17 protein-coding genes, 2 tRNA genes and 2 pseudogenes are annotated in these 19,868 nt (G+C 38.8%); 11 read left to right on the forward strand and 10 right to left on the reverse strand.

Annotated elements, in window-relative coordinates; all coding sequences use genetic code 11:
* Positions 1 to 12 precede the first annotated feature (12 nt).
* The 8 genes from GQR46_RS00200 (at position 13) to GQR46_RS00235 (ending at position 8,799) form a co-directional block, all read left to right on the forward strand.
* A complete protein-coding gene (locus GQR46_RS00200) occupies positions 13 to 888 on the forward strand; it encodes an SMP-30/gluconolactonase/LRE family protein (protein ID WP_165739252.1) in 876 nt (291 codons plus the stop codon).
* Positions 889 to 1,089: 201 nt separating this feature from the next.
* The gene (locus tag GQR46_RS00205) at positions 1,090 to 2,661 is read left to right on the forward strand and encodes a sugar porter family MFS transporter (protein ID WP_024594146.1); all 1,572 of its coding nucleotides are present in this window, start codon (positions 1,090 to 1,092) and stop codon (positions 2,659 to 2,661) included.
* A gap of 11 nt (positions 2,662 to 2,672) precedes the next feature.
* Entirely contained in the window at positions 2,673 to 3,452 is a 780-nt protein-coding gene (locus GQR46_RS00210; RefSeq protein ID WP_165739254.1) for a glucose 1-dehydrogenase, read from the forward strand.
* 1 nt (position 3,453) lies between these two features.
* Positions 3,454 to 4,437, forward strand: a complete 984-nt coding sequence (locus GQR46_RS00215; protein ID WP_024594148.1) for a hypothetical protein — start codon at positions 3,454 to 3,456, stop codon at positions 4,435 to 4,437.
* A 123-nt stretch (positions 4,438 to 4,560) separates the two neighbouring features.
* Complete coding sequence (locus GQR46_RS00220; protein ID WP_165739255.1) at positions 4,561 to 5,988, forward strand: NAD-dependent succinate-semialdehyde dehydrogenase; 1,428 nt, start codon at positions 4,561 to 4,563, stop codon at positions 5,986 to 5,988.
* Positions 5,989 to 5,998: 10 nt separating this feature from the next.
* Positions 5,999 to 7,162, forward strand: coding sequence for a mandelate racemase/muconate lactonizing enzyme family protein (locus tag GQR46_RS00225; protein ID WP_024594150.1), 1,164 nt, complete (start codon positions 5,999 to 6,001; stop codon positions 7,160 to 7,162).
* Positions 7,163 to 7,180: 18 nt separating this feature from the next.
* Entirely contained in the window at positions 7,181 to 8,188 is a 1,008-nt protein-coding gene (locus GQR46_RS00230; RefSeq protein ID WP_165739256.1) for a 2-dehydro-3-deoxygalactonokinase, read from the forward strand.
* Positions 8,179 to 8,799: a 2-dehydro-3-deoxy-6-phosphogalactonate aldolase gene (locus tag GQR46_RS00235; RefSeq protein WP_165739258.1), complete on the forward strand. Its 621-nt coding sequence runs from the start codon at positions 8,179 to 8,181 to the stop codon at positions 8,797 to 8,799. Before GQR46_RS00230 ends, GQR46_RS00235 begins: the two co-directional genes overlap by 10 nt.
* A 102-nt stretch (positions 8,800 to 8,901) precedes the next feature.
* On the opposite strand, the gene GQR46_RS00240 is transcribed toward GQR46_RS00235, so the two are convergent.
* The 3 genes from GQR46_RS00240 to GQR46_RS00250 form a co-directional block, all read right to left on the reverse strand.
* Positions 8,902 to 9,636 carry a FadR/GntR family transcriptional regulator gene (locus GQR46_RS00240; protein ID WP_165739260.1) on the reverse strand — a complete coding sequence of 245 codons (735 nt, stop codon included), beginning with the start codon at positions 9,634 to 9,636 and terminating at the stop codon, positions 8,902 to 8,904.
* Positions 9,637 to 9,704: 68 nt separating this feature from the next.
* On the reverse strand, positions 9,705 to 10,442 hold the full coding sequence (locus GQR46_RS00245) for a FadR/GntR family transcriptional regulator (protein WP_024594154.1): 738 nt from the start codon (positions 10,440 to 10,442) through the stop codon (positions 9,705 to 9,707).
* Positions 10,443 to 10,614: 172 nt separating this feature from the next.
* The gene (locus tag GQR46_RS00250) at positions 10,615 to 13,446 is read right to left on the reverse strand and encodes a TonB-dependent receptor (protein ID WP_165739262.1); all 2,832 of its coding nucleotides are present in this window, start codon (positions 13,444 to 13,446) and stop codon (positions 10,615 to 10,617) included.
* Positions 13,447 to 13,633: 187 nt separating this feature from the next.
* Between GQR46_RS00250 and GQR46_RS00255 the strand changes: the two genes are divergently transcribed.
* Positions 13,634 to 14,395, forward strand: a complete 762-nt coding sequence (locus GQR46_RS00255; RefSeq protein ID WP_165739264.1) for a 2-keto-4-pentenoate hydratase — start codon at positions 13,634 to 13,636, stop codon at positions 14,393 to 14,395.
* A 99-nt stretch (positions 14,396 to 14,494) separates the two neighbouring features.
* On the opposite strand, the pseudogene GQR46_RS00260 reads toward GQR46_RS00255, so the two are convergent.
* The 5 genes and pseudogenes from GQR46_RS00260 to GQR46_RS00280 form a co-directional block, all read right to left on the reverse strand.
* Positions 14,495 to 14,626 (reverse strand): annotated as a pseudogene (locus tag GQR46_RS00260) (NUDIX hydrolase); the annotation flags it as partial.
* Between the two features lie 214 nt (positions 14,627 to 14,840).
* Positions 14,841 to 14,917: transfer RNA gene (locus GQR46_RS00265), tRNA-Val, on the reverse strand.
* Between the two features lie 51 nt (positions 14,918 to 14,968).
* Positions 14,969 to 15,045: transfer RNA gene (locus tag GQR46_RS00270), tRNA-Val, on the reverse strand.
* 113 nt (positions 15,046 to 15,158) lie between these two features.
* Positions 15,159 to 16,223, reverse strand: a complete 1,065-nt coding sequence (locus GQR46_RS00275; protein WP_165739266.1) for a DUF3080 family protein — start codon at positions 16,221 to 16,223, stop codon at positions 15,159 to 15,161.
* Positions 16,186 to 17,556 (reverse strand): MATE family efflux transporter, encoded by a 1,371-nt coding sequence (locus GQR46_RS00280; protein WP_165739268.1) that lies wholly within the window; start codon positions 17,554 to 17,556, stop codon positions 16,186 to 16,188. The genes GQR46_RS00275 and GQR46_RS00280 overlap by 38 nt, the downstream gene beginning before the upstream one ends.
* Positions 17,557 to 17,684: 128 nt before the next feature.
* Here GQR46_RS00280 and GQR46_RS00285 point away from each other — a divergent pair, with 128 nt between their 5' ends.
* Positions 17,685 to 18,311, forward strand: coding sequence for a riboflavin synthase subunit alpha (locus GQR46_RS00285; protein ID WP_165739270.1), 627 nt, complete (start codon positions 17,685 to 17,687; stop codon positions 18,309 to 18,311).
* 1 nt (position 18,312) lies between these two features.
* On the opposite strand, the gene GQR46_RS00290 is transcribed toward GQR46_RS00285, so the two are convergent.
* Positions 18,313 to 18,516: a CPXCG motif-containing cysteine-rich protein gene (locus tag GQR46_RS00290; RefSeq protein ID WP_165739272.1), complete on the reverse strand. Its 204-nt coding sequence runs from the start codon at positions 18,514 to 18,516 to the stop codon at positions 18,313 to 18,315.
* 140 nt (positions 18,517 to 18,656) lie between these two features.
* Positions 18,657 to 19,517: a fructosamine kinase family protein gene (locus tag GQR46_RS00295; protein ID WP_165739274.1), complete on the reverse strand. Its 861-nt coding sequence runs from the start codon at positions 19,515 to 19,517 to the stop codon at positions 18,657 to 18,659.
* Positions 19,518 to 19,642: 125 nt separating this feature from the next.
* On the opposite strand from GQR46_RS00295, the pseudogene GQR46_RS00300 reads away from it, so the two are divergent.
* Positions 19,643 to 19,868, forward strand: a pseudogene (locus GQR46_RS00300) (DUF445 domain-containing protein); the annotation flags it as partial.

Here is a 19,868-nt window from a genome sequence, read left to right on the forward strand (position 1 = left end):
TTAGAGAATTAAATGAATACAATTACAGCGACTGTTTTTGACAGCACACTAAATTTTGTAGGCGAGGGGCCTTTGTGGCACCCGATCACACAAACGCTTTATTGGGTTGATTTTCCAAACCATATTTTGCACAGCAAAAAAGGCGACCATAAAGTTGAGCAACGCTTAGATAATATGGTTACCGCTCTGGCTTGGGTAAACAATGAAACCTTATTACTAGCAAGTGATAAAGGCCTAAATACCTATAATACCAGCACGCATAAGCAAACTTTTTTGTGCAGCGTTGAAGCAGATAAACCTGACAACCGCAGTAACGATGGGCGTGCCGATCCGTGGGGTGGGTTTTGGATAAGCACAATGCACGGCGATGCTCACGAAAACGAAGGGGCAATATATCGTTTTCACAACGGCGTACTTACTCAAGTTGTTAGTGATTTAACCATACCCAATGGTATTTGTTTTGATAAGTCGCGTGCTAGAGCTTATTACGCAGATTCAAAAACGCAAAAAATTTACCGATTTGACGTCGACTCACTTACGGGTTCGCCAATAGGAGAAAGTGTGTTGTTTTTTGACTATTCGAGCTCAGCTGTATCACCTGATGGCGCTGTAATTGATAGCGAAGGCAACATGTGGATTGCACTTTGGGATGGCGCACGTGTAGATTGCATATCGCCCGAAGCTAAGGTAATTCAAAGCTTAGCGACTCAAACACCTCGCCCTACATGCCCAGCGTTTGGCGACGATGGTACAACACTTTACGTAACGTCAGCACAATGTGGCCTAGAAGATACCCCATTTAATGCTATACCTCACGGCGCTACGCTTGCATTTAAAAATGCGGTAAAAGGTGTATTTGAGCCTTGCGTTAAAATAGACGGCTTTTAATTTTACGTATTCACTTTAAATATTAATTTTGTGTTTTTTCCTCTTACATTAATTAGATGTGAGAGGGAAAACACATTGCACATATAAACATCATATGTTTATATTGTTTTTACTAATTCTATCAATGTTATTCTTTTATATGTTGTAGAGCACTCATTACCAACACAGTAAAAGTATAAAAATAAAACTAAGGGTAATACATTGAAAGACACACACACACAATCAACAAAAGCAATTAAGTACTCCCTCATTGCAGCATTTGGCGGATTTGTATTTGGCCTAGACGCGGCCAATATATCGGGGGCGTTACGCTATGTTAGTTCGCAGTTTGAGCTAACCAGTTTACAAACAGGTAATGTAGTGGGTTGCGCCATTGTTGGCGTAATCATCGCACTATTTTTTACAGGTACTTTATGCCAAAAATTTGGTCGTAAAAAGGTACTTATTGGCATTGCTTTAACATATTCACTCTCTACGGTTATTTCTGCTTTTGCGGTAAGTTACCCCATGCTGGTTGTTGGACGCTTTATAGGAGGGGTCGCATTTGCCTCTATAACTGTCTCAGCTATGTATATTGGTGAAATTGCACCCGCTAATAAACGCGGCCAATTTGTATCAGTTAATCAGTTGCTTATAACGTTAGGTAGTTTATTTGCGTTTGTTGTTAATTACTTTTTTGTTAAAAACATGGGCTCAATTGAATGGTTAAATGAAGCCAATATTTGGCGTTATATGCTTGGCTTTGAAATTGTGCCTAATATTATTTGGTTTTCGTTATTAATGACGATTCCTGAATCGCCGCGCTGGTTAATGAGCAAAAAACGTGATGAAGAAGCACGCGCTGTATTCAAAGGTATGGGGATCAATAACGCCGATACCGAAGTAGTACTTAATGATATTAAAGCAACCATTCAAGAAGATTCAAAAAACAGTGCACTAGAGCAACTTAAAGTATTGTTTAGTAAGCCTATGCGTTTTGTTGTGCTACTTGCTGTATGTTACGCGGTAGTGCAGGGCGCAACCGGCATGAACGCCGTATTGTTTTATGCACCTACCGTGTTTGAACAAATAGGTATGAGCGTCGAAAACTCTTTTTTACAAACAATAGTACTTGGTGCGGTATCTGTATTATTTACATTGGTCGCCATATTCTTTGTTGAAAAACTTGGCAGAAGAACATTAACCATTACCGGTTTACTGCTTATTGCTGTTGCGCATGTATCAATTTGGTATGGTTTTGAAAATGCCACGTACTCACTCAACAGTGAAGCAATAACCAAAGTTGCAGAGCAAAAAGTAGATATTACAAAGCTGCACGTTTTCGAAAATAAAATATACAGCACTGATGTTGCGCTAAAAGCAGATCTAGCCACTATTTACAGTAAAAAAGAGCTACCAGTTGTTACCGGTGCAATTATTAATGCTTCTATAAATATTAGTCCTGCGTATGTTTTATTTGGATTATTCGCATTTTTAGCCGCCTTTAATATGTCGATAGGGCCAATAATGTGGGTGATATTCTCGGAGATATTTTCAAGCCGAGTACGCAGTGTTGCGCTCCCCTTTGCCGCCTTAGTACAGAGTATTTCTAGCTGGAGTATTCAGCAGTTTTTCCCTTGGCAATTAGAGAACATGGGCGCAGCAAATACGTTTTTATATTACGGAGGCGTCGCTATTGTAGGCTGTATTGTTATGGCATTCATACTTCCCGAAACTAAGGGTAAGTCTATTGAGGCCATTGAACGCGATTTGGTCCCTGGGCTCAATAAATAAGGAATACAACTATGTCATCACGATTATTAAACGAAGTTGCTATTGTCACTGGCGCAGCCGATGGAATTGGAAAAACAGTTGCACGCGTATTTTGTGAGCAAGGCGCTAAAGTGTGTGTTGCTGATATAAATAAAGAAATGGGCGAAAATGTTGTAGCAGAGCTAAAAAGCAAAGGGTTTGATGCTATTTTTGCTCATACCGATATTAGCGACGAAACGGCTATAAAAAACATGGTTGAAAAAGTAGTTAATGAGCTCGGCAAGCCCAGTATTTTAGTTAATAACGCGGCTTTAATTAGCCCTGGGCGAAACGTAGATGACGTTACTCCACAAATGTGGCGTGATAGCTTTGCGGTTAATGTTGAAGGTATGTGGCAGTGTGCTGTAGCCGTACTTGAGCATATGAAAGAGTTAGGCCGTGGCAGCATTATAAATGTAGGTTCTGTGCATTCTTATAAAATTGTACCGGGGTATTTTCCGTATGCGGTAACTAAGCATGCGGTTATAGGGTTAACTAAAAACTTAGCCGTTGAATACGCAAAGCACAACATACGAGTAAACGCATTGTGCCCAGGCATGATAGAAACACCTATGGCGTTTAAGTCGTGGGAGCAAACAGACGATCCGCAAGCTTCACGCAAAGCAATGGGCGATGTACATCCTCTAAAACGAAATGGAACAACTGAAGAAATTGCTTACCCAGCCGTGTTTTTAGCCAGTTCAGATTCGAGTTTTATGACAGGGCAAAGCTTAATCATTGATGGTGGCCGTTCTGTAATTTATCACGATTAAAGTGCTTAACTTAACACACTGTAAGGCTCATGGTTTTGAGGCTATTTTGCTAAAAAATAGTGAGCTTGCTATTACAGTTATTCCTCAGTTGGGTGCAAAAGTCATCTCTATTGTAAGCTTAAAACACAATAGAGAGTGGCTTGCTCACGATAAACAAATCACTTTAAAACCTGCAAAAAATAATGACTTTTCTGAGCATGATAGCGGTGGTTGGGATGAATGTTTTCCGGGTATTTCTCCTCAGCTGTACGAACATATCCCCAATAAAACACATTTTTCACATGATCATGGTGAGTTGTGGTGCCAAGCATGGCAAATAACTAATACCCATATTAGCGATGAAGAGATAATACTTAGCTTACAAGCTGAGGTTTTTGACTCTACTTTTACATTTATAAGAACGTTTACCTTAAAAAAACACAGTAAGCGGCTGCTTGTTGATTACCACGTAAAAAATAACACAACTCACAATCTCCCTTTTGTTTGGTCAGCGCATCCTATTTTTGCCATAAAACCAGAGATGCGTATTTTAATAAATAACAAACATATGGAGTTTAAAGTTGATGAAGGGCTAAGTCATTTTTATAACGTTAATAGTGCCTTTATTAACTGGAGTGAGTGCTCAACTAAAGTCCCGCCGCTAAATAAAGTTATGCCCTATAACAGTGGTTTTGCAAGTAAGGTTTTTAGCAAACACTTAAATACGGGCACTCATAAAGATCAAAGTATAATTGTAAAACTGGTTGATGATAAAGCTCAGCAAAGCTGCGGGTTTGAATTTTCATCAACAAACATAAGTCACTTAGGGCTTTGGTTTAATTACAACGGTTGGTCTGCCAATGAGCAGCTACCCCCTTTTGTACTTGGGATAGAACCTTGTATAGGCAATAGCGATTCTTTACACAAAGCCATGGCGAGTGAAGAGGAGGGCTTAATTAAAGGCAATGCTCATAAATCTTGGCATATGAGTTTTTTTGTTAACTAAATGTATTTTGTGTTTGCTCAATCAAACATCATATGTTTAAATAGTTATTATGTATTAAGGCCTGTGTGTCTTACTTTAGTCATTTAGCCCTTAGGGTGTTGTAGATAATAATGGAGCGACAGAATGCTTTCTAAACAACTGTATATTGGTGGAAAATTAATAACGAGTGACGCAACGACCGAAATTATTAATCCTGCAACACTCGAAGTTGTAGGCGAAATTTCGGCTGCAGGTATTAATGAAGCAAACATGGCCTTAGAGTCTGCGCAAGAAGCATTTTCAAGTTGGTCAACAACGCCTGCAACAGAGCGTGCTCAATGGATGCTTAAACTGCGTGATGCAGTAATTGCAAACGAGCAACACTTACGTGAATGCGTACATTTAGAAATGGCTAAACCATGGCAGTCAACCGCTGACGACTTTCAAATGTTAGTTGATAGCCTTAATTTTTACGCTGATGCCATTGTTAATATCGCCGATGAAGAATTAAAAGATAATGAAGGTACACACAGCCACGTTCTTTCGCGTGAGCCTGTTGGTGTAGCGGCTGCATTTTTAGCATGGAATTTTCCATTGTTAAACTTGGCTTATAAATTAGGGCCTGCAATGGCTGCGGGTTGTCCGCTTGTAGTAAAACCGTCAAGCAAAACGCCTTTGTCTGCTTATGCTGTAGGCGAATTATGTGAGCAAATAGGCTTGCCAGCTGGTGTGGTTAACATACTTTCGGGCACTGATAGCACCGTAGGCGATGCCATTTCAGCGTCAACTATTCCCTCTGTACTTACTTTAATTGGTTCTACTAATGTGGGTAAGCATGTAATTGCAACAGGTGCTACGTCAATCAAGCGTTATTCAATGGAACTTGGTGGTAATGCACCTGCCATTGTATGTAGCGATGCGAATTTAGATAACGCAGCCGATGTGATTTGTGGTGTTAAGTTTGCTAACGCAGGGCAAATTTGTGTTACCCCAAATCGCGTATTTGTACACGAAAGCGTTGCTGATGAATTTATTGAAAAAGTACTTACTCGTGCAAAAACAGTAAAAGTTGGTTTTGATAAAAACGAGGCCATTGATATGGGCCCCGTTATGGATGCTAACTCATGGCAACGTATTGATGAGCTAGTTAAAGATGCACAGCAAAAAGGCGCACAATTGCAATTAGGTGGTAAAAAACCTACAGGCGTTAATGGGTATTTTTACGAACCAACCGTACTTACAAATGTAGATTCGAGCATGAATCTATACAAAGACGAAATATTTGGCCCTGTTATTAGTATTATTACGTTTAGTGATAACGAACAGGTACTTAGCGATGCAAATGACACAGACGCTGGTTTAAGTTCATTTGTTTTTAGTAGTAACGAAGACACTATTTCTTACTTTGCAAAACATTTACGCTTTGGCGAAGTACAGGTTAACGGCATTAAATACAGCATTAATTTACCTCATTTTGGTATTAAGCAATCGGGCGTGGGTGTTGATTGTTCGTTGTTAGCTTTAGATGACTACCTTGCATATAAACGTGTTTCTCGCGCGTTAAAGGTTTAAGGAACAGACTATGAAAATCACACAAATTATTAGCCACGTTTTACAGTACGACCTAGAAGAAGAACTTGGTTATTCGCAGCAGTATTACGCTAAACGTACCGCACATTTAGTTGAAGTTCGTACCGATATAGGTATTACAGGTTGGGGCGAATGTTTTGGCGGTGGCGGCGTTGCGTTTGCCAATAAAACAATTGTTGAGCATGTAATTCAACCCATGATTTTGGGCATGGATCCACTCGACAGAGAAGTGATTTGGCATAAAGTTTATAACTTACTGCGCGATCATGGCCAAAAAGGCATGCCTATTCAGTCTTTATCTGGTGTAGATATTGCTCTGTGGGACATTGCAGGTAAATTTTTAGATCAACCCGTTTATAAGTTACTAGGGGGGGCTTTTAGAGACCGCATTCCAGCTTATGGTTACGGCATGATGCTACAAAAATTTCCAAACCTGGAAGAGCGCTTTACCGAAGAAAGCCAACGCATTAAAGAAATGGGCTTTACGGCCATGAAAATGAAAATAGGCCTTTCGCCAGACCGCGATATAAAGCTTGTTGAAGCTGTGCGTAAAGGTATTGGCCGCGATATGCGCCTAATGGTTGACGCTAACCATGCATATACAGCGCGCGAAGCTATTCCGCTAGGTCGAGAGCTGCAAAATTTAGGCGTGTACTGGTTTGAAGAACCGGTTGCACCAGAGGATCATCAAGGCTATCGCGATTTATGTGAAGCACTTGATATGAGCATTGCCGGTGGCGAAGCCGAATTTACCCGCTGGGGCTTTAGAGACTTAATTAAAAACCGCTGCGTTGATTTACTCCAGCCAGAAGTGTGTGCGCTCGGTGGTATTACCGAATATCAAAAAGTATTAGCCATGGCACACGCGCATTTTGTACCTGTTATAAACCATGTGTGGGGTTCGGCTATTGCGGTAGGTACTAATCTACATTTATTAGCTGCGTTACCTGATTTACCAGGTGCTGCACACCCAGTACAACCTATGCTTGAGTACGATACAACGCCAAACTTATTTAGAGAGCAGCTATTGCAAGAGTCTCTAAATATTAACGAGCAAGTTAAAAATAACAACGGAACAGTTGCGCTACCACAAGGTCCAGGCCTTGGTATTGAGCCCGACCTTGATTTTATTAAACATTATGAAGTATCAATTTAATAAATAAGGGCAAGGCTTATGAGCGATAACAAAAGCAACTTACCAGCATTAATTGTGGTTGATTGGGGAAGCTCTAACTTTAGAGCTTTCTTAGTCGATGGCAAAGGCAGCATTTTAGATACTGTTAATGGTGAGCAGGGCGTACTTTGTATTAAAAATGACTGTTTAGAAACCGTATTACTTAGTTATATATCAGGCTGGTTATCAAAGCATAAAATGCCGATTATTATGGCGGGTATGGTAGGCGGTGCTATAGGTTGGCAAGATACAGGCTATGTAAATGCGCCAGCTAATCTCGACAGTATGAGTGTAAAGCTTTGTAAAGCAAATAATAAAGCCGGCTTACAAATTAGTATTGTGCCGGGTGTTAAATACGTTATGGAAAATAATGTATGCGATGTAATGCGCGGTGAAGAAGTACAAGTATTTGGCGCTGTATTAGATGTAGAGCAAACAGCGGGTGAGCTAAGTAATCAAACCTTAAGTGAGACTATGTTTTGCCTACCCGGTACTCACTCTAAGTGGGTTCAAGTTGCAAAAGATACTGACCAAAAAACCGTTATTACAAGTCTTAGTACGTTTATGACCGGCGAAATGTTTGATTTATTGACTAAACAAAGCATTTTAGGTGAAGGGCTAGAGTCACTAGATAAAACACCAACAGATATGCCAAGCTTTTTAAAAGGCGTTGGTGTTAGTCAAGTTCAGAGCAGTTTATTAAGTGCATTATTTAGTGCGCGTACTTTAAAGCTAGATAAACAATTAACGCTGCAAAACGTACCTAGTTACTTATCTGGTTTACTTATTGGCGCTGAGCTTGCGGGTATTAAAAGTAAGCTAAACGACATTAAGCATGTTTATTTAATTGGTAACTCAAGTTTAAACACTCTCTATTGTGAAGCATTAAAAGAACTCGGCTTCACTTCTTCTATTTTAAGCAGTGCTACTGCATCTACTAAAGGCATGTTTACACTAGCTGTACAGGCGGGTCTTTTAACTAAAAAGGAAACTCAATTATGTCATTAATTACGTTAACTCATGCTATGAAGCAACTACCACTGATTGCTATTTTACGCGGTATTACACCAAATGAAGTGCTTGATTATGCAAAAGTACTTATTGATATTGGTTACCGCGTTATTGAGGTGCCACTTAATTCTCCTGAAGCATTAAAAAGTATTAAGTTATTAAGTGATAAATACGCAGATATAGCCATTATTGGCGCGGGCACGGTTGTTACTAAAGACGAAGTTGATCAGGTGATTGAAGCGGGTGGGCGTATTATTATATCGCCGCATAGCGATGTAGAGGTGATCCGTTATAGTAAATTAAAAGGATTGTACAGCGTACCAGGGTTTTATACACCCACTGAAGGTTTTGCTGCACTGCATGCTGGTGCTGACGCGCTTAAGTTATTTCCAGCAGATACAGCTGGCCCAAAAGGCTTAAAAGCAATTACAACGGTGCTTTCTAGTATTGATATTTACCCTGTGGGCGGTGTATCGCCTCAAAATCAGGACGAATTTGTTAATGCAGGGGCAACTGGTTTTGGTTTAGGAAGCGGCTTGTATAAAGCCGGAATGGGTTTAGAAGAATTTACGACTAATGCTAAAAATTATGCTGAATATTATCTTTAATTAATTTTTAATAAAATTGCGATAAAACGTTGTTGTGCTTGCATCGCTACTCATCATTCCTCTCACAATAAATGATGAGTTAGCGGTGCTATTTAAAATAAATTAAATATCCATTAACTTAGCTAAATTTGATTTAGCATCAGCTAAAAGCTTTTCTGTAAGGGCTTGTGCTTTTTCGCTATTACCGGTGGCAATAGCATCAAATACTTCTCGGTGAAACGGAATAGAAGCATGATTACTTTGTGCACTTTGGTTTGTTACTTTAATACTCACAAGCAACGCTGAAAAAATAACGCATTCCATCGAAATAAATAGCTCATTATGAGAAGCGCGTAAAATAGCGCCATGAAAATGCGCATCAGCAATAACAAACTTATCTAAATCGCTTACCGAGCTTTGCATTTCATTTAATGCATCTTCAATGGCTTTAATATCTTCAGGCTCTGCGCGAAGCGCTGCAACACTGGCTGCTTTGGGCTCAAATGCTAAACGAAATTCCATTAATTGAGTTAAAAACTCAGGATTAAGTGGTGCGCTTAAATGCCACGCAAGAACATCATCGTCAAGCAACGCCCAGTTATCACGGGTTTTTACGCGAGTGCCAATGCCTCTGCGTACATCTAAAAGCCCTTTACCAACAAGAATTTTTACTGCATCACGAACAACAACTCGACTTACTTGAAAACGTTCAGCTAAACGGTTTTCATCATCAATCAGTGTGCCAGGAGTATATGTGCCAGCAACAATTCTACGGCCTAATTCTTTAGCTACCTGTACCGGTAAGCTAGGTGACATGGCACTGCTGCGTCTTAGATCGTAGTATGTTAATTCGCTCATAGTATCTTAGTGTCCGTATTATTTATTTATACGTACTATTTATATGAATTTGCGACAATAAACAATGGCTATTTGTTATTTACTGTCGCAGAAAGACGAAAGCTGGCATCTTTTAGGAGTTTTTCGGTGAGGAATTCGGCTTTATCGCCATCTTTTGCAGCAATGGCTTCGTACACTTCACGATGAAACGGAATAGATGCACCGTTATCGCGCGGGTCTTTATTTGTTACTTTAATACTAACTAAAAGTGCAGAATAAATAACGCCTTCCATAGAAGCTAAAAAGCTATTTTGCGCTGCTTTTATAATGGCCTTATGAAATAAAGAATCAGCAATAATAAAATCTTCTACGCTGTTATCTGTTTTAGCCATGCGCTCGCATGCGGCTGCAATTTCAATTAAATCCTCAGGGCGCGCACGTTCAGCTGCCCAACGTGCTGCTTTTGGCTCAAAGGCTAGGCGCACGTCCATTAATTGCTCTAAAAATTTACGATTAGGTGGTGCTGACAAATGCCATGCTAATACGTCATCGTCTAGCATATTCCATCTATCACGAGGTAGTACACGCGTACCAATACCTCTGCGTACATCAAGTAGGCCTTTGCTTACTAAGATTTTTACCGCGTCGCGTACTACTACACGGCTTACTTGGTAGCGTTTAGCGAGTGCATCTTCATCATCAATTAAACTGCCGGCTTCAAATGATCCAGACACAATGCGTCTGCCAATTTCTTTAGCCACTTGAACAGAAAGGCTTGCTGCCATTCCTGATGTTTGTTTTAGGTCGTAATATATAAGTTCGCTCATATCTTTAATATAAACATATTATGTTTGAATGGTCAATGTAATGTGCACAAAATAGGGGGAGTGGTAACTAATTTTAATCGCTGCTTATATGTTTAAAACTGACATAGTGGGGATATAATAAAGATCGCTGATGAGCGATCTTTATAGCAATTTGGGTTATTTCCATAAAGCGTTAAAACTTAGCGCGTATACCTATACGGTAACGCGGACCAGTATATTGGGTATTAATAACGCGCTCTTTTACATCGGCATATTGATAGGTACGTTCATCAGTTATATTTATTGCTTCGCCTGTTAGCGTAAAGTTATCGTTAACCGCATAAGACATACTAAAGTCGAGCTGACCATAAGCCGCAGTATGCTCTGGTAATCCACCACTGCGTATACCAGCTCGGCTACTTAAAAAGTCATCTCGCCAGTTGTAGGCTAAACGCGCTTGAAATGCATTTTTGTCGTAGTAGGCAACAATGTTATAAGAGTTTTCGGCAAATCCCTCTAATTTATCACCTGGGTCGGTGACACCTGGAAGCTCTATTTTTTGTGTGTTTTTATTTGTAGTATCAGCCCATGTATAGTTTGCTTGCACACCTAAGCCATTTAAAAAGCTCGGTAAATAATCCATATTATGTTGTACAGCAAGTTCTACTCCAGTAATTGAGCCGCCTGATTGGTTTTGTTTAGTATTAATAGTTTCGTTTACATTGCCGTATCCATCAATACTTACTGATGAATCAACGTATTGCGACCCATCCCAAATATCAGGCGTATTATCTAAATAAGTTATTTGTGCAATTGTGCTAGATATATCCTTTTTGAAAAAGTTAACCGCGTAAGAATCGCCGCTATCACTATAATATTCAAAAGATAAATCGTATTGATTAGCCTTATAGGGTGCTAAATAAGGATTGCCACCTGTTTGAGAAAAGCTACCTGCTTGCATATCGGTATACGTTGTTTGTACGCCAATGTCGTCAATGGCAGGGCGCGACATAACTTTAGCGGCTGCGGCTCTTACCAATAAGTTATCACTTAAATTAATACTAAAATTAGCGCTAGGTAGCCAGTTAGTGTAACTATTTTTGGCTTTAAGGCTTCCTGAGTCTGTGTAATCAACAACTAATAAAGGTTGGCCATTATCAAGCTCGCCCGTATAACCTAGGCGCCTTTTTCCGTAACCACTTGAGCTTGTATCCGTTTTTACATAACGGACTCCCACATTACCGCGCCAATCGTAATCACCAATTAAGCCGCTGAGATTAAATTGCGAATAAGCACTTATTTTCTCTTCGGTGACGCTTGATGATGCGATTTCGTTATATTGCTCGTTTGGCCAATTTGGATTTTTGGTCATATCACGAATAGCGCTATGGTATTTATTTATATCAGCAAACAAAAAGTCACGCGGAAAATTACCCGGCTCACTACTTAAAAAATCTGAATAGGGACTTGCTGAAAATATGTCATCAGGCATATCTCTAAGTTCGCCACAAATATCGGCATTCGGTGCTACTAAACCACAGTTATCTTCATGGAATGTTTCAAAGCGATCTCTTACTTTTTCGCGATCTGAATACGCAATACCAAAATCGATTGAATCTAAGGTTAGGCTTTCAGCAAACTCTAAATCGAGTAAGTATTTCCCTTTTGTTTGCAGCTCCGTAATCGTGTCTTCTAATTCGTAATGTGAAACTTGATTCCAATGTGCTCTCACGCTTGTCGGCGAAGCATAATCAATGGTTGTGTCTAAATTAACGGTATCAGTGTTTCTAAAATCAAAATTTAAACTGTCGTTTCGCTCCGGTGAAATATAATTAGGAACTAATAAGTCGCTACGTGGCGTTGATTTTGATGTTGAATGGCTTATATCAAACTCAAGCGTTAATACATCAAATTCTTTTATAGAATTAAACCCAAATGCCTGTGTTTTTGATTTTGACTCCAGCTCTTGAAATAAACCATCAATTCTAAAATCAACATTTTCACCGGTTCCGCCCAGTGTTTTACCCGAAAACTTAGTGCCTGATAAAATAGTACCGTTGTCTGATACAACCACATTTCGCCAATTAGGATACTGTAAGCCGGCTTGCAAACCTTGAGTTTGAGTTTCTACTGAGAGATCCGTATACATATAATCAAAGGTATTGGTAAAGCTTGAATCTGGTGCCCACTGAAAACTGGTATTAATGCCAGTACGTTCGCGATGCTCTTGCCCTAATGCGTATTCAATTCGCCCGGCATGGCGAAGCATAGTTGGCGTAACCACATTGCCATCTAAATTATGAATGTCGCCTTCAATCACACCCGGCTCATTATTAAGTAATAACCAACGGGTTGTGCCCATTGAATCGTATCGGTTATCACTTTTTTGTTGTGAAAGGGCAATATTAAAACCAAATGTTTCATCAGCAAACGTATTGCTAAATAACGCAGAGTATTCAGGGCTTGTTTCGCCAGAAAGCTCACTATATTTAGCATTTACAGAGCCCAACACATGCAATCCGGGGTTATCTAATGGGCGTGCTGTTTTAACGTTTACATAAGCACCAATGCTGCCCTCAGGCGTTTTAGCCGTAGGTGACTTGACTACATCAGCACCTGATATTAGCTCTGCTGCTAATACTTGAAAATCAAACGAACGACCAATTTCAGAAGTGGCTAATGTGCGCCCGTTTAATGTAACAACGTTAAATTCTGGGCCAAAACCACGAACGGTTATTTTTGAGCCCTCACCATTTACACGGTTAATTGAAACACCAGGAACACGTTGTAAAGACTCAGCAACATTTTGATCGGGAAACTTACCAATATCCTCAGCAACAATACTATCTTGAACACTATCGCTGTAACGCTTTAGAGATGATGCGGCCTCGAGACTTGAACGAACACCCGTTACAACAATGACTTCAGTATCGTCTTTTACTTTATCGTTTGTAGCAGCTTGAGCAAATGAACAGCTTGAGAGAGCGGCTAAAACACCGAGTGCAATTTTTTTCTTTGAACGCATAGTGATCTCCATATATTTGTGTGTCGTGTCGTCAGATAAAGTTCAACCTTTGAGAGTTTCCTCACTAACAAGAAGTAAATTCGCAAAAGAATAACGTTCGACAAATCTAAACATCATATGTTTAATTGTCAAGAACACTGTTATTATTGCTATGCAAATTACTTTCAATAGCAAAAAAGGAACTACAGTGGATAACTCAATCTTGCTTGAACATATCGCTAAGCATTTACTAAATAAAAGAGAGCAAGGTATCGAGGTACCTGACTTATCATCAGATATAACGCTTAATTCTATAGACGACGTTTTAGCAGTTCAGAAGTTGATGATTAAGCTAAATAATCAAAAAGTGTATGGTTGGAAATGTATGCTTCCATCAGGTGATGGCACGATTACTCTCGCGCCGCTTTTGCATGCACCGGTTAAATCTATGGAACGTTGTGCTCTTTTTACAAAAAATAATAAAGCGCTCATTGAGCCAGAAATTGCATTTGTGCTAAACAAAGACCTAGCAAGCTATGAAGAATATAAAAATGAGGAAATAGATAATGCTATTGGTAGCGCCCATTTAGCGTTGGAGCTTATTCAGAACAGATTTCCAGAGGGTTATCAAGCAACACACTATGAAAAATTGGCCGATGGATTATCTAATCAAGGTGTATATTTAGGCCCTAAAGTAGACGTTAAAAAAGCATATGAGAGCAGTGATATAAATATTGATGTTAAACAGGGCGAAGATTTACAAAGCTATGCAGGGAAGCATCCTGCAGGTTTGCCACAACTTCCTTTATATTGGGCTGTTAACTTTTTAACGGCGAATGGGTTTGAATTAAAAGCAGGCCATATTTTTATTACAGGCTCTTATAACGGTCTAATGCAATTAGATATAAATAAAAAAACATCAATAAAGTACGAAGGTTTAGGAGAGATTACAGTCGAATTTTCATGTTGATACACTGAGGTTCTGTAGGTTAGCCAACGCTTTTAAATTACGTTGTACAGCTAACCTACACGTGTATTTTGATTTTACGGTATACAAAAATCAAATTATTTAAAACTCAAATGTAAAACCAAACTCTCTTAGTTTTTCATATACGTTTATGTCAAAACGGTACAAAGTAGCTGCTCTATGGGCTACGTTGGTTTGTTTTTCTTTGCAGTTTATTAATAAGTTCATTTTTTCACCCAAATTTGTATGCTTATGAGCATAACATTTCTTTCTTAATGGGTGGCCAAAATCACTCTACCACTACAGAAAGGATGTTCAAGAGTGGGTAGTGCTTTTCTTAGGATTTATTATTACTTTGAAGTGGTACGACTGAGTTTGAATCACTGACACTTGGATCGGATGATTAAGAGTCGGTAGTGCTTCTTCTTTGGTTTTTATTATTTTGAATTGGTACGACTGAGTGGATTCGAACCACCGACCCCTACCATGTCAAGGTAGTGCTCTAACCAACTGAGCTACAGTCGTACAATTTTTGAATTCTTAAATAAATTTATTCTGTGATATTAGAATAAATTTTGGTACGACTGAGTGGATTCGAACCACCGACCCCTACCATGTCAAGGTAGTGCTCTAACCAACTGAGCTACAGTCGTATTACTTTATTTAAGTAGGTGTTAATTGCTTAACAACGGCGGCTAATATATAGCGTGGCGGTTGGTGAATCAAGCAAGTTTGTTGTTTTTAAGTTTATTTGCCGTTTTTTTATTCATATTGGGCTTATTTCACACGTTTTATAAAAACCTTGCCACCAAATTACATGATTTTTAGCAGAGCTTTTTAGTAAGTTCAGTAAGTTACTTGTCGAGCCCGTTTTTACTAAGTTATTAATTTGAGGACTTGAGATACTTTCGTTAAACCAAAGCTCGTTATAAAGCGGTTGTAGTACTTCTAAATAACCAGTTAACTGCGCTTGATAGGGCTGAATTTCTTTTAGGTAAAATTTTTGAAACACGTTACTTATTATTTTTGCGTTTTTATTATTTTTATCCTGAGGGCACAGCGTATTAAAGTTTAATGTTTTTACAAACTGCGTGGCGTTGTTATTTAACACTACCTGCTTGCGGACCGATTGAATGAGTGCTTGGTTAAATTGAAATTTATTAAGCTGTTCGAGTGCACTAAAAACAGAATCGCTATTAATTTTACTAAATTGTTTAGCGTTAATTTGCTGCTTAATAAGTACAAGTTGTTTGAGCGCCTGCAAGGTATCACTAAAGCCTGCGGGTTCGCTACTTAGCTCGTTTGATGTTAATAGCCATGTTTTATTAAGCTCTGGCTCTTTAAATAACATGGCGTTAAAAAAGTGCATTAAGTGTGCTTCTTTGTAGTTTTTGGCAGCGAGTATTTTTGTGTAACTAGGGCTATTTTTATCAAGTGTATTTAAGCAAACCTGCGCACTTTTAATAAAGTTTATTTGATACTTTAATTGCCCCGCAGCACTGGCTGTTTTTCCTAATTGGTTATTATGCTCACTTATAAGCACGTTAAGCTTACATTGGCTAATACCTGCAAGCTCAACAATGCTCAGTGTTAAGTCACTTTGTGCTATTGGGGTAGGCCGCAGTAAGAGGAGTTGCTTGAGTGACACAGGCTTTGTTGTATTTACATTAACGGTGCTACTTAAGCGCTCAACATAAGTTGCGTTTACACTACTGGGTGCTTTACTACAGCCGGTAAGTGCAAAAACGAACATTACCAGCAAAGCAGCTGGTAATGTTTTAAGGCTGAGTTTATTAGTTTTGATTAAGTGTATCAATTTTAAGAAATTCATATTTTAGACGTTTTTTTACCGTTAGCATTAATAAAATAGCAGCGACACTAAGACCTACTATTATCCCAGTCCAGAAGCCGTGTGGCCCCATGGCTGGCACAATTATGTCTGTTCTTGCCAATACGTAACCTAAACAAAAGCCGATTAACCAATACGATATAAACGTGATATACGATATAGGCGTGGTGTATTTTAACCCTCGAAGTATGCCATTTGCTGCAACTTGTAGTGCATCCGGTAACTGATAAATACACGCTAAAATCATAATTGATGAAGCCAATGCCATTACGGCAGGGCTGTCGGTATAAAGCTGGCTAATTAAATCACGGCCGAGGAATGTTATGAGTGCTAAAAATAATGCAATAGCAATTGCTAAAATATAGCTAGTAGATACCGCAACTTTAAGTTCGGTCATTTTATTTTGGCCAAATAAATTGCCTATACGAATACTTATAGCGATAGATAAGCTCAGCGGCATCATAAATAACAAAGTAGTAACGCTTGCTGCTATTTGATGACCAGAGACTGCAACTGCACCTAAGTGCGCTATAAACAGAGGTATACATGCAAATAAAGTAACTTCAAAAAAAGTGGCTAGTGAGATTGGTATCCCTAATTTTGTAATTATACCAATAGTGGTTAGGTTAGGTTTTTTAAATGATGAAAGCAGGCCTTTGGCATCTACCTTTTTACTTGTGTGGCAATAGGTAACTTGCGCTATTGCCATAACGGTTAAAACAATGGCTGTTGCTATACCACACCCTGCGCCGCCATAAGCGGGTAAGCCAAATAAGCCATTTATAAAAATATAATTTACCGGAATATTTACGGCTAAACCCAGCAGGCTTATATAAAACGCGGGCTTGGTCATACCCATGCCTTCGGTAACGTTTCTGTATACCGTAAAAGTTAAAAAACCAAAAATGCCCCATTTAACAAAGTGAATGTAATCATACGCAAGATTTGCAATCGCTGGGCTGGTGTCTAGTTTAAAAATAATGGTGTCGGCTAAATAGGTAATAGAAAAGCCTACGCAGCATAAAATAGCCGTTAAATAGAGAGCTTGTTGAAAATAATGACTAATACCTTTGCGATCATCGCCACCTGAAAACTGCGCAATAATACCAGTAAGCGCTAATAAAATACCTTGAAGGCCAAGTAAAAGAGGATTCCATATCCCCGTAGCAATAGAAAGTGCAGCTAAATCAGTAGGGCTGACTTGTCCGGCCATGATGGTGTCGACGACCGACATTAAAATAAGAGTTACTTGCGCTAAAAAAACAGGTAAAGCGAGGGAAAGTAAACGCTTAGCTTCCCAATTACAAAAGGTCATAAAAACAGCTATTTGATAAAACAGGCGGCAATTGTAATCTATTGTGTTTCAAATAAAAATCACAGGAGTGAATGATTTTATGAGTTGATACGTTAAACTAGCACTTTGTAATAATTTAAAGTGGTTTTATGTTTACAGGAATAGTGCAAACGCAAGCAACGGTGGTTTCTAAAACTCAAACAGACGGTGTTTTACGCTTAGTTGTATCGGTGAGCGATGAGTACGTTAAGCATTTAGATTTAGGCGCAAGTATTGCTATTAATGGCTGTTGTTTAACCGTTGTGCAAGTTGAGCTAAGTAATCATGATGTGGTGGCGCAAGTGCATTTTGATGTAATTGACGAAACCCTAAAGTTAACTAATTTAGGTTTGCTTGAGCTAGGCAGTTTAGTTAATTATGAGCGCTCTGTTACGTTTGGTACTGAGCTTGGCGGGCATATAGTGTCTGGGCATATTCATTGTACGTCACAAATTTCTCAAATAGTGAAGCTTGAGAATAACTGCAAAATACAACTCAGCTTGCCAAAAGAGTGGCAAAAGTATGTGCTATATAAAGGCTTTGTTGCGGTAAATGGCGCAAGCTTAACCGTAGGCGAAGTTGACGAACAAGGCTTTTGGTTACATCTAATTCCAGAAACGCTCGCCATTACAAACATTGGTGCAGCGCAAGTGGGTGACAAGTTTAATATTGAAGTTGATCAGCAAACTTACACTATTGTAAATACGGTAGAAAACTACTTACGCCATCAGGCTTAAGTTAAAATATTTGTTCGTCGTCACTGTCTACGTGTAGCTCTAATTTATTGTTAGCATGATCTATATGCATATTTAAATGAATAGGGTTACAGCAGGCAGTGCAGTCCTCAACGTAGTCTTGATCGCCCATGCTTGCGTCTAGGTCTAAATGTATGTGGTGGCCACAGTGTGGGCAGGCAATTCGTTGTGATAAATAATTTTTCATAATCACTCCAGTTATAAATAATTAAGTAATTGTGTATATGCTAGCAACTACTTAATGGCTCAAAGCTGAACTCCTTACTTACTGATTAAATATAGTTCTGAATAGCCTATTATGACATTTATTTTACGCAGAAAATTGTATTAAATGAGCAGCTTTTCTATATGTTGTTTAGCTTCAGTAAGATAGTGCCCGGCAAATATATTAGCGTGATTTAAAATAGGGTATAGCTGGTATATTAACTTACGTTTTTCGTAATTTGGCGATAACGGATAGTGCTGGTTATAGGCGCTATAAAAGTCTTTTGGCAGTGGAGCAAATAATTCACTCATTGCAATATCCACTTCCCGATCACCATAATAACAAGCCGGGTTAAATACCGTCGGCTCTGCTTTTAAAAATCCCATGTTTCCTCGCCAAAAATCACCATGTAATAATGAAGGTTGTACTTGATGACTATGTAGTTGCTCTTTTGTGGCATTAATTAAGCGCTCGGGTTCAACAAAATTAATGCCTTTTTCAGCGAGTAACTGTAATTGCCAACCTATACGTTCCTCGGCGTAAAATACATCCCACTTTTTATGCCAGCGGTTAGGTTGTATGGTAGTAGCTATGTAGTTGTCTACATCAAAACCAAACATAGCTTGGTCGTGTTTTTGATGCATTTTAGCAAGGCTGTTTCCCATAGTTGCCCACGTGTTGTGGGGTTGTTTATCTAAAACAAGCCACTGTAAAACAATAAATGAAAATTCAATATTAGCGCCGGTTACAATACATTCAGGTACTTTAAAGTGACTATTTTGCGCTAGCAGCCTTAAGCCAATAAATTCACTTTCTAAACGTTCAAGTTCGCTTTTTAGGGCTATTTTAACCAAGTAGTTATGCGTACCATTGGTAACATGAAATAGTTTATCGGTATTTGTACTTTGTAATTGGCGTTTATAGGTGTGTTTAAAGTCAAAATTAATGGCTTGGCTGATGTGCTCATTTACTGTTTTCCACATAACAATTGCTCGCCTTTTAAACAGATACTTAAACTATGGCAAAAAGGTATTAATTTAACAATCTAAACGTTGTAAAATTAACGGCTATATTGCATAAAAATTACACTTACTGTAATGGAGTAAAAATGAACAAAAGTTTAATAACCAATTTGCTAGCGGGTTTATGTGTTGTTGTCGGTTTTATGTTTAACCAAGCAATTGTGTTATCTGTTGGTTTATTTGCGCTTTCAGGTGCGGTAACTAATTTATTAGCGATTCATATGTTGTTCGAAAAAGTCCCATTTTTATATGGCTCAGGTGTTATAGCGCTTAAGTTTGAAAGTTTTAAAGTAGCAATTCGTAATTTAATAT

The sequence above is a fragment of the Pseudoalteromonas sp. Z1A6 genome (assembly GCF_011378745.1).
In the GTDB taxonomy this organism is placed as follows: Bacteria; Pseudomonadota; Gammaproteobacteria; order Enterobacterales; family Alteromonadaceae; genus Pseudoalteromonas; species Pseudoalteromonas arctica.

Bases quoted from the DNA above. Each gene is read 5' to 3' on its own strand.
- GQR46_RS00275 (WP_165739266.1), bottom strand. From the start codon at position 16,223: ATGAATTTCTTAAAATTGATACACTTAATCAAAACTAATAAACTCAGC.
- GQR46_RS00285 (WP_165739270.1), top strand. From the start codon at position 17,685: ATGTTTACAGGAATAGTGCAAACGCAAGCAACGGTGGTTTCTAAAACT.
- GQR46_RS00245 (WP_024594154.1), bottom strand. From the start codon at position 10,442: ATGAGCGAACTTATATATTACGACCTAAAACAAACATCAGGAATGGCA.
- GQR46_RS00295 (WP_165739274.1), bottom strand. From the start codon at position 19,517: ATGTGGAAAACAGTAAATGAGCACATCAGCCAAGCCATTAATTTTGAC.
- GQR46_RS00210 (WP_165739254.1), top strand. From the start codon at position 2,673: ATGTCATCACGATTATTAAACGAAGTTGCTATTGTCACTGGCGCAGCC.
- GQR46_RS00240 (WP_165739260.1), bottom strand. From the start codon at position 9,636: ATGAGCGAATTAACATACTACGATCTAAGACGCAGCAGTGCCATGTCA.
- GQR46_RS00230 (WP_165739256.1), top strand. From the start codon at position 7,181: ATGAGCGATAACAAAAGCAACTTACCAGCATTAATTGTGGTTGATTGG.
- GQR46_RS00280 (WP_165739268.1), bottom strand. From the start codon at position 17,556: ATGACCTTTTGTAATTGGGAAGCTAAGCGTTTACTTTCCCTCGCTTTA.
- GQR46_RS00250 (WP_165739262.1), bottom strand. From the start codon at position 13,446: ATGCGTTCAAAGAAAAAAATTGCACTCGGTGTTTTAGCCGCTCTCTCA.
- GQR46_RS00220 (WP_165739255.1), top strand. From the start codon at position 4,561: ATGCTTTCTAAACAACTGTATATTGGTGGAAAATTAATAACGAGTGAC.
- GQR46_RS00225 (WP_024594150.1), top strand. From the start codon at position 5,999: ATGAAAATCACACAAATTATTAGCCACGTTTTACAGTACGACCTAGAA.
- GQR46_RS00200 (WP_165739252.1), top strand. From the start codon at position 13: ATGAATACAATTACAGCGACTGTTTTTGACAGCACACTAAATTTTGTA.
- GQR46_RS00235 (WP_165739258.1), top strand. From the start codon at position 8,179: ATGTCATTAATTACGTTAACTCATGCTATGAAGCAACTACCACTGATT.
- GQR46_RS00290 (WP_165739272.1), bottom strand. From the start codon at position 18,516: ATGAAAAATTATTTATCACAACGAATTGCCTGCCCACACTGTGGCCAC.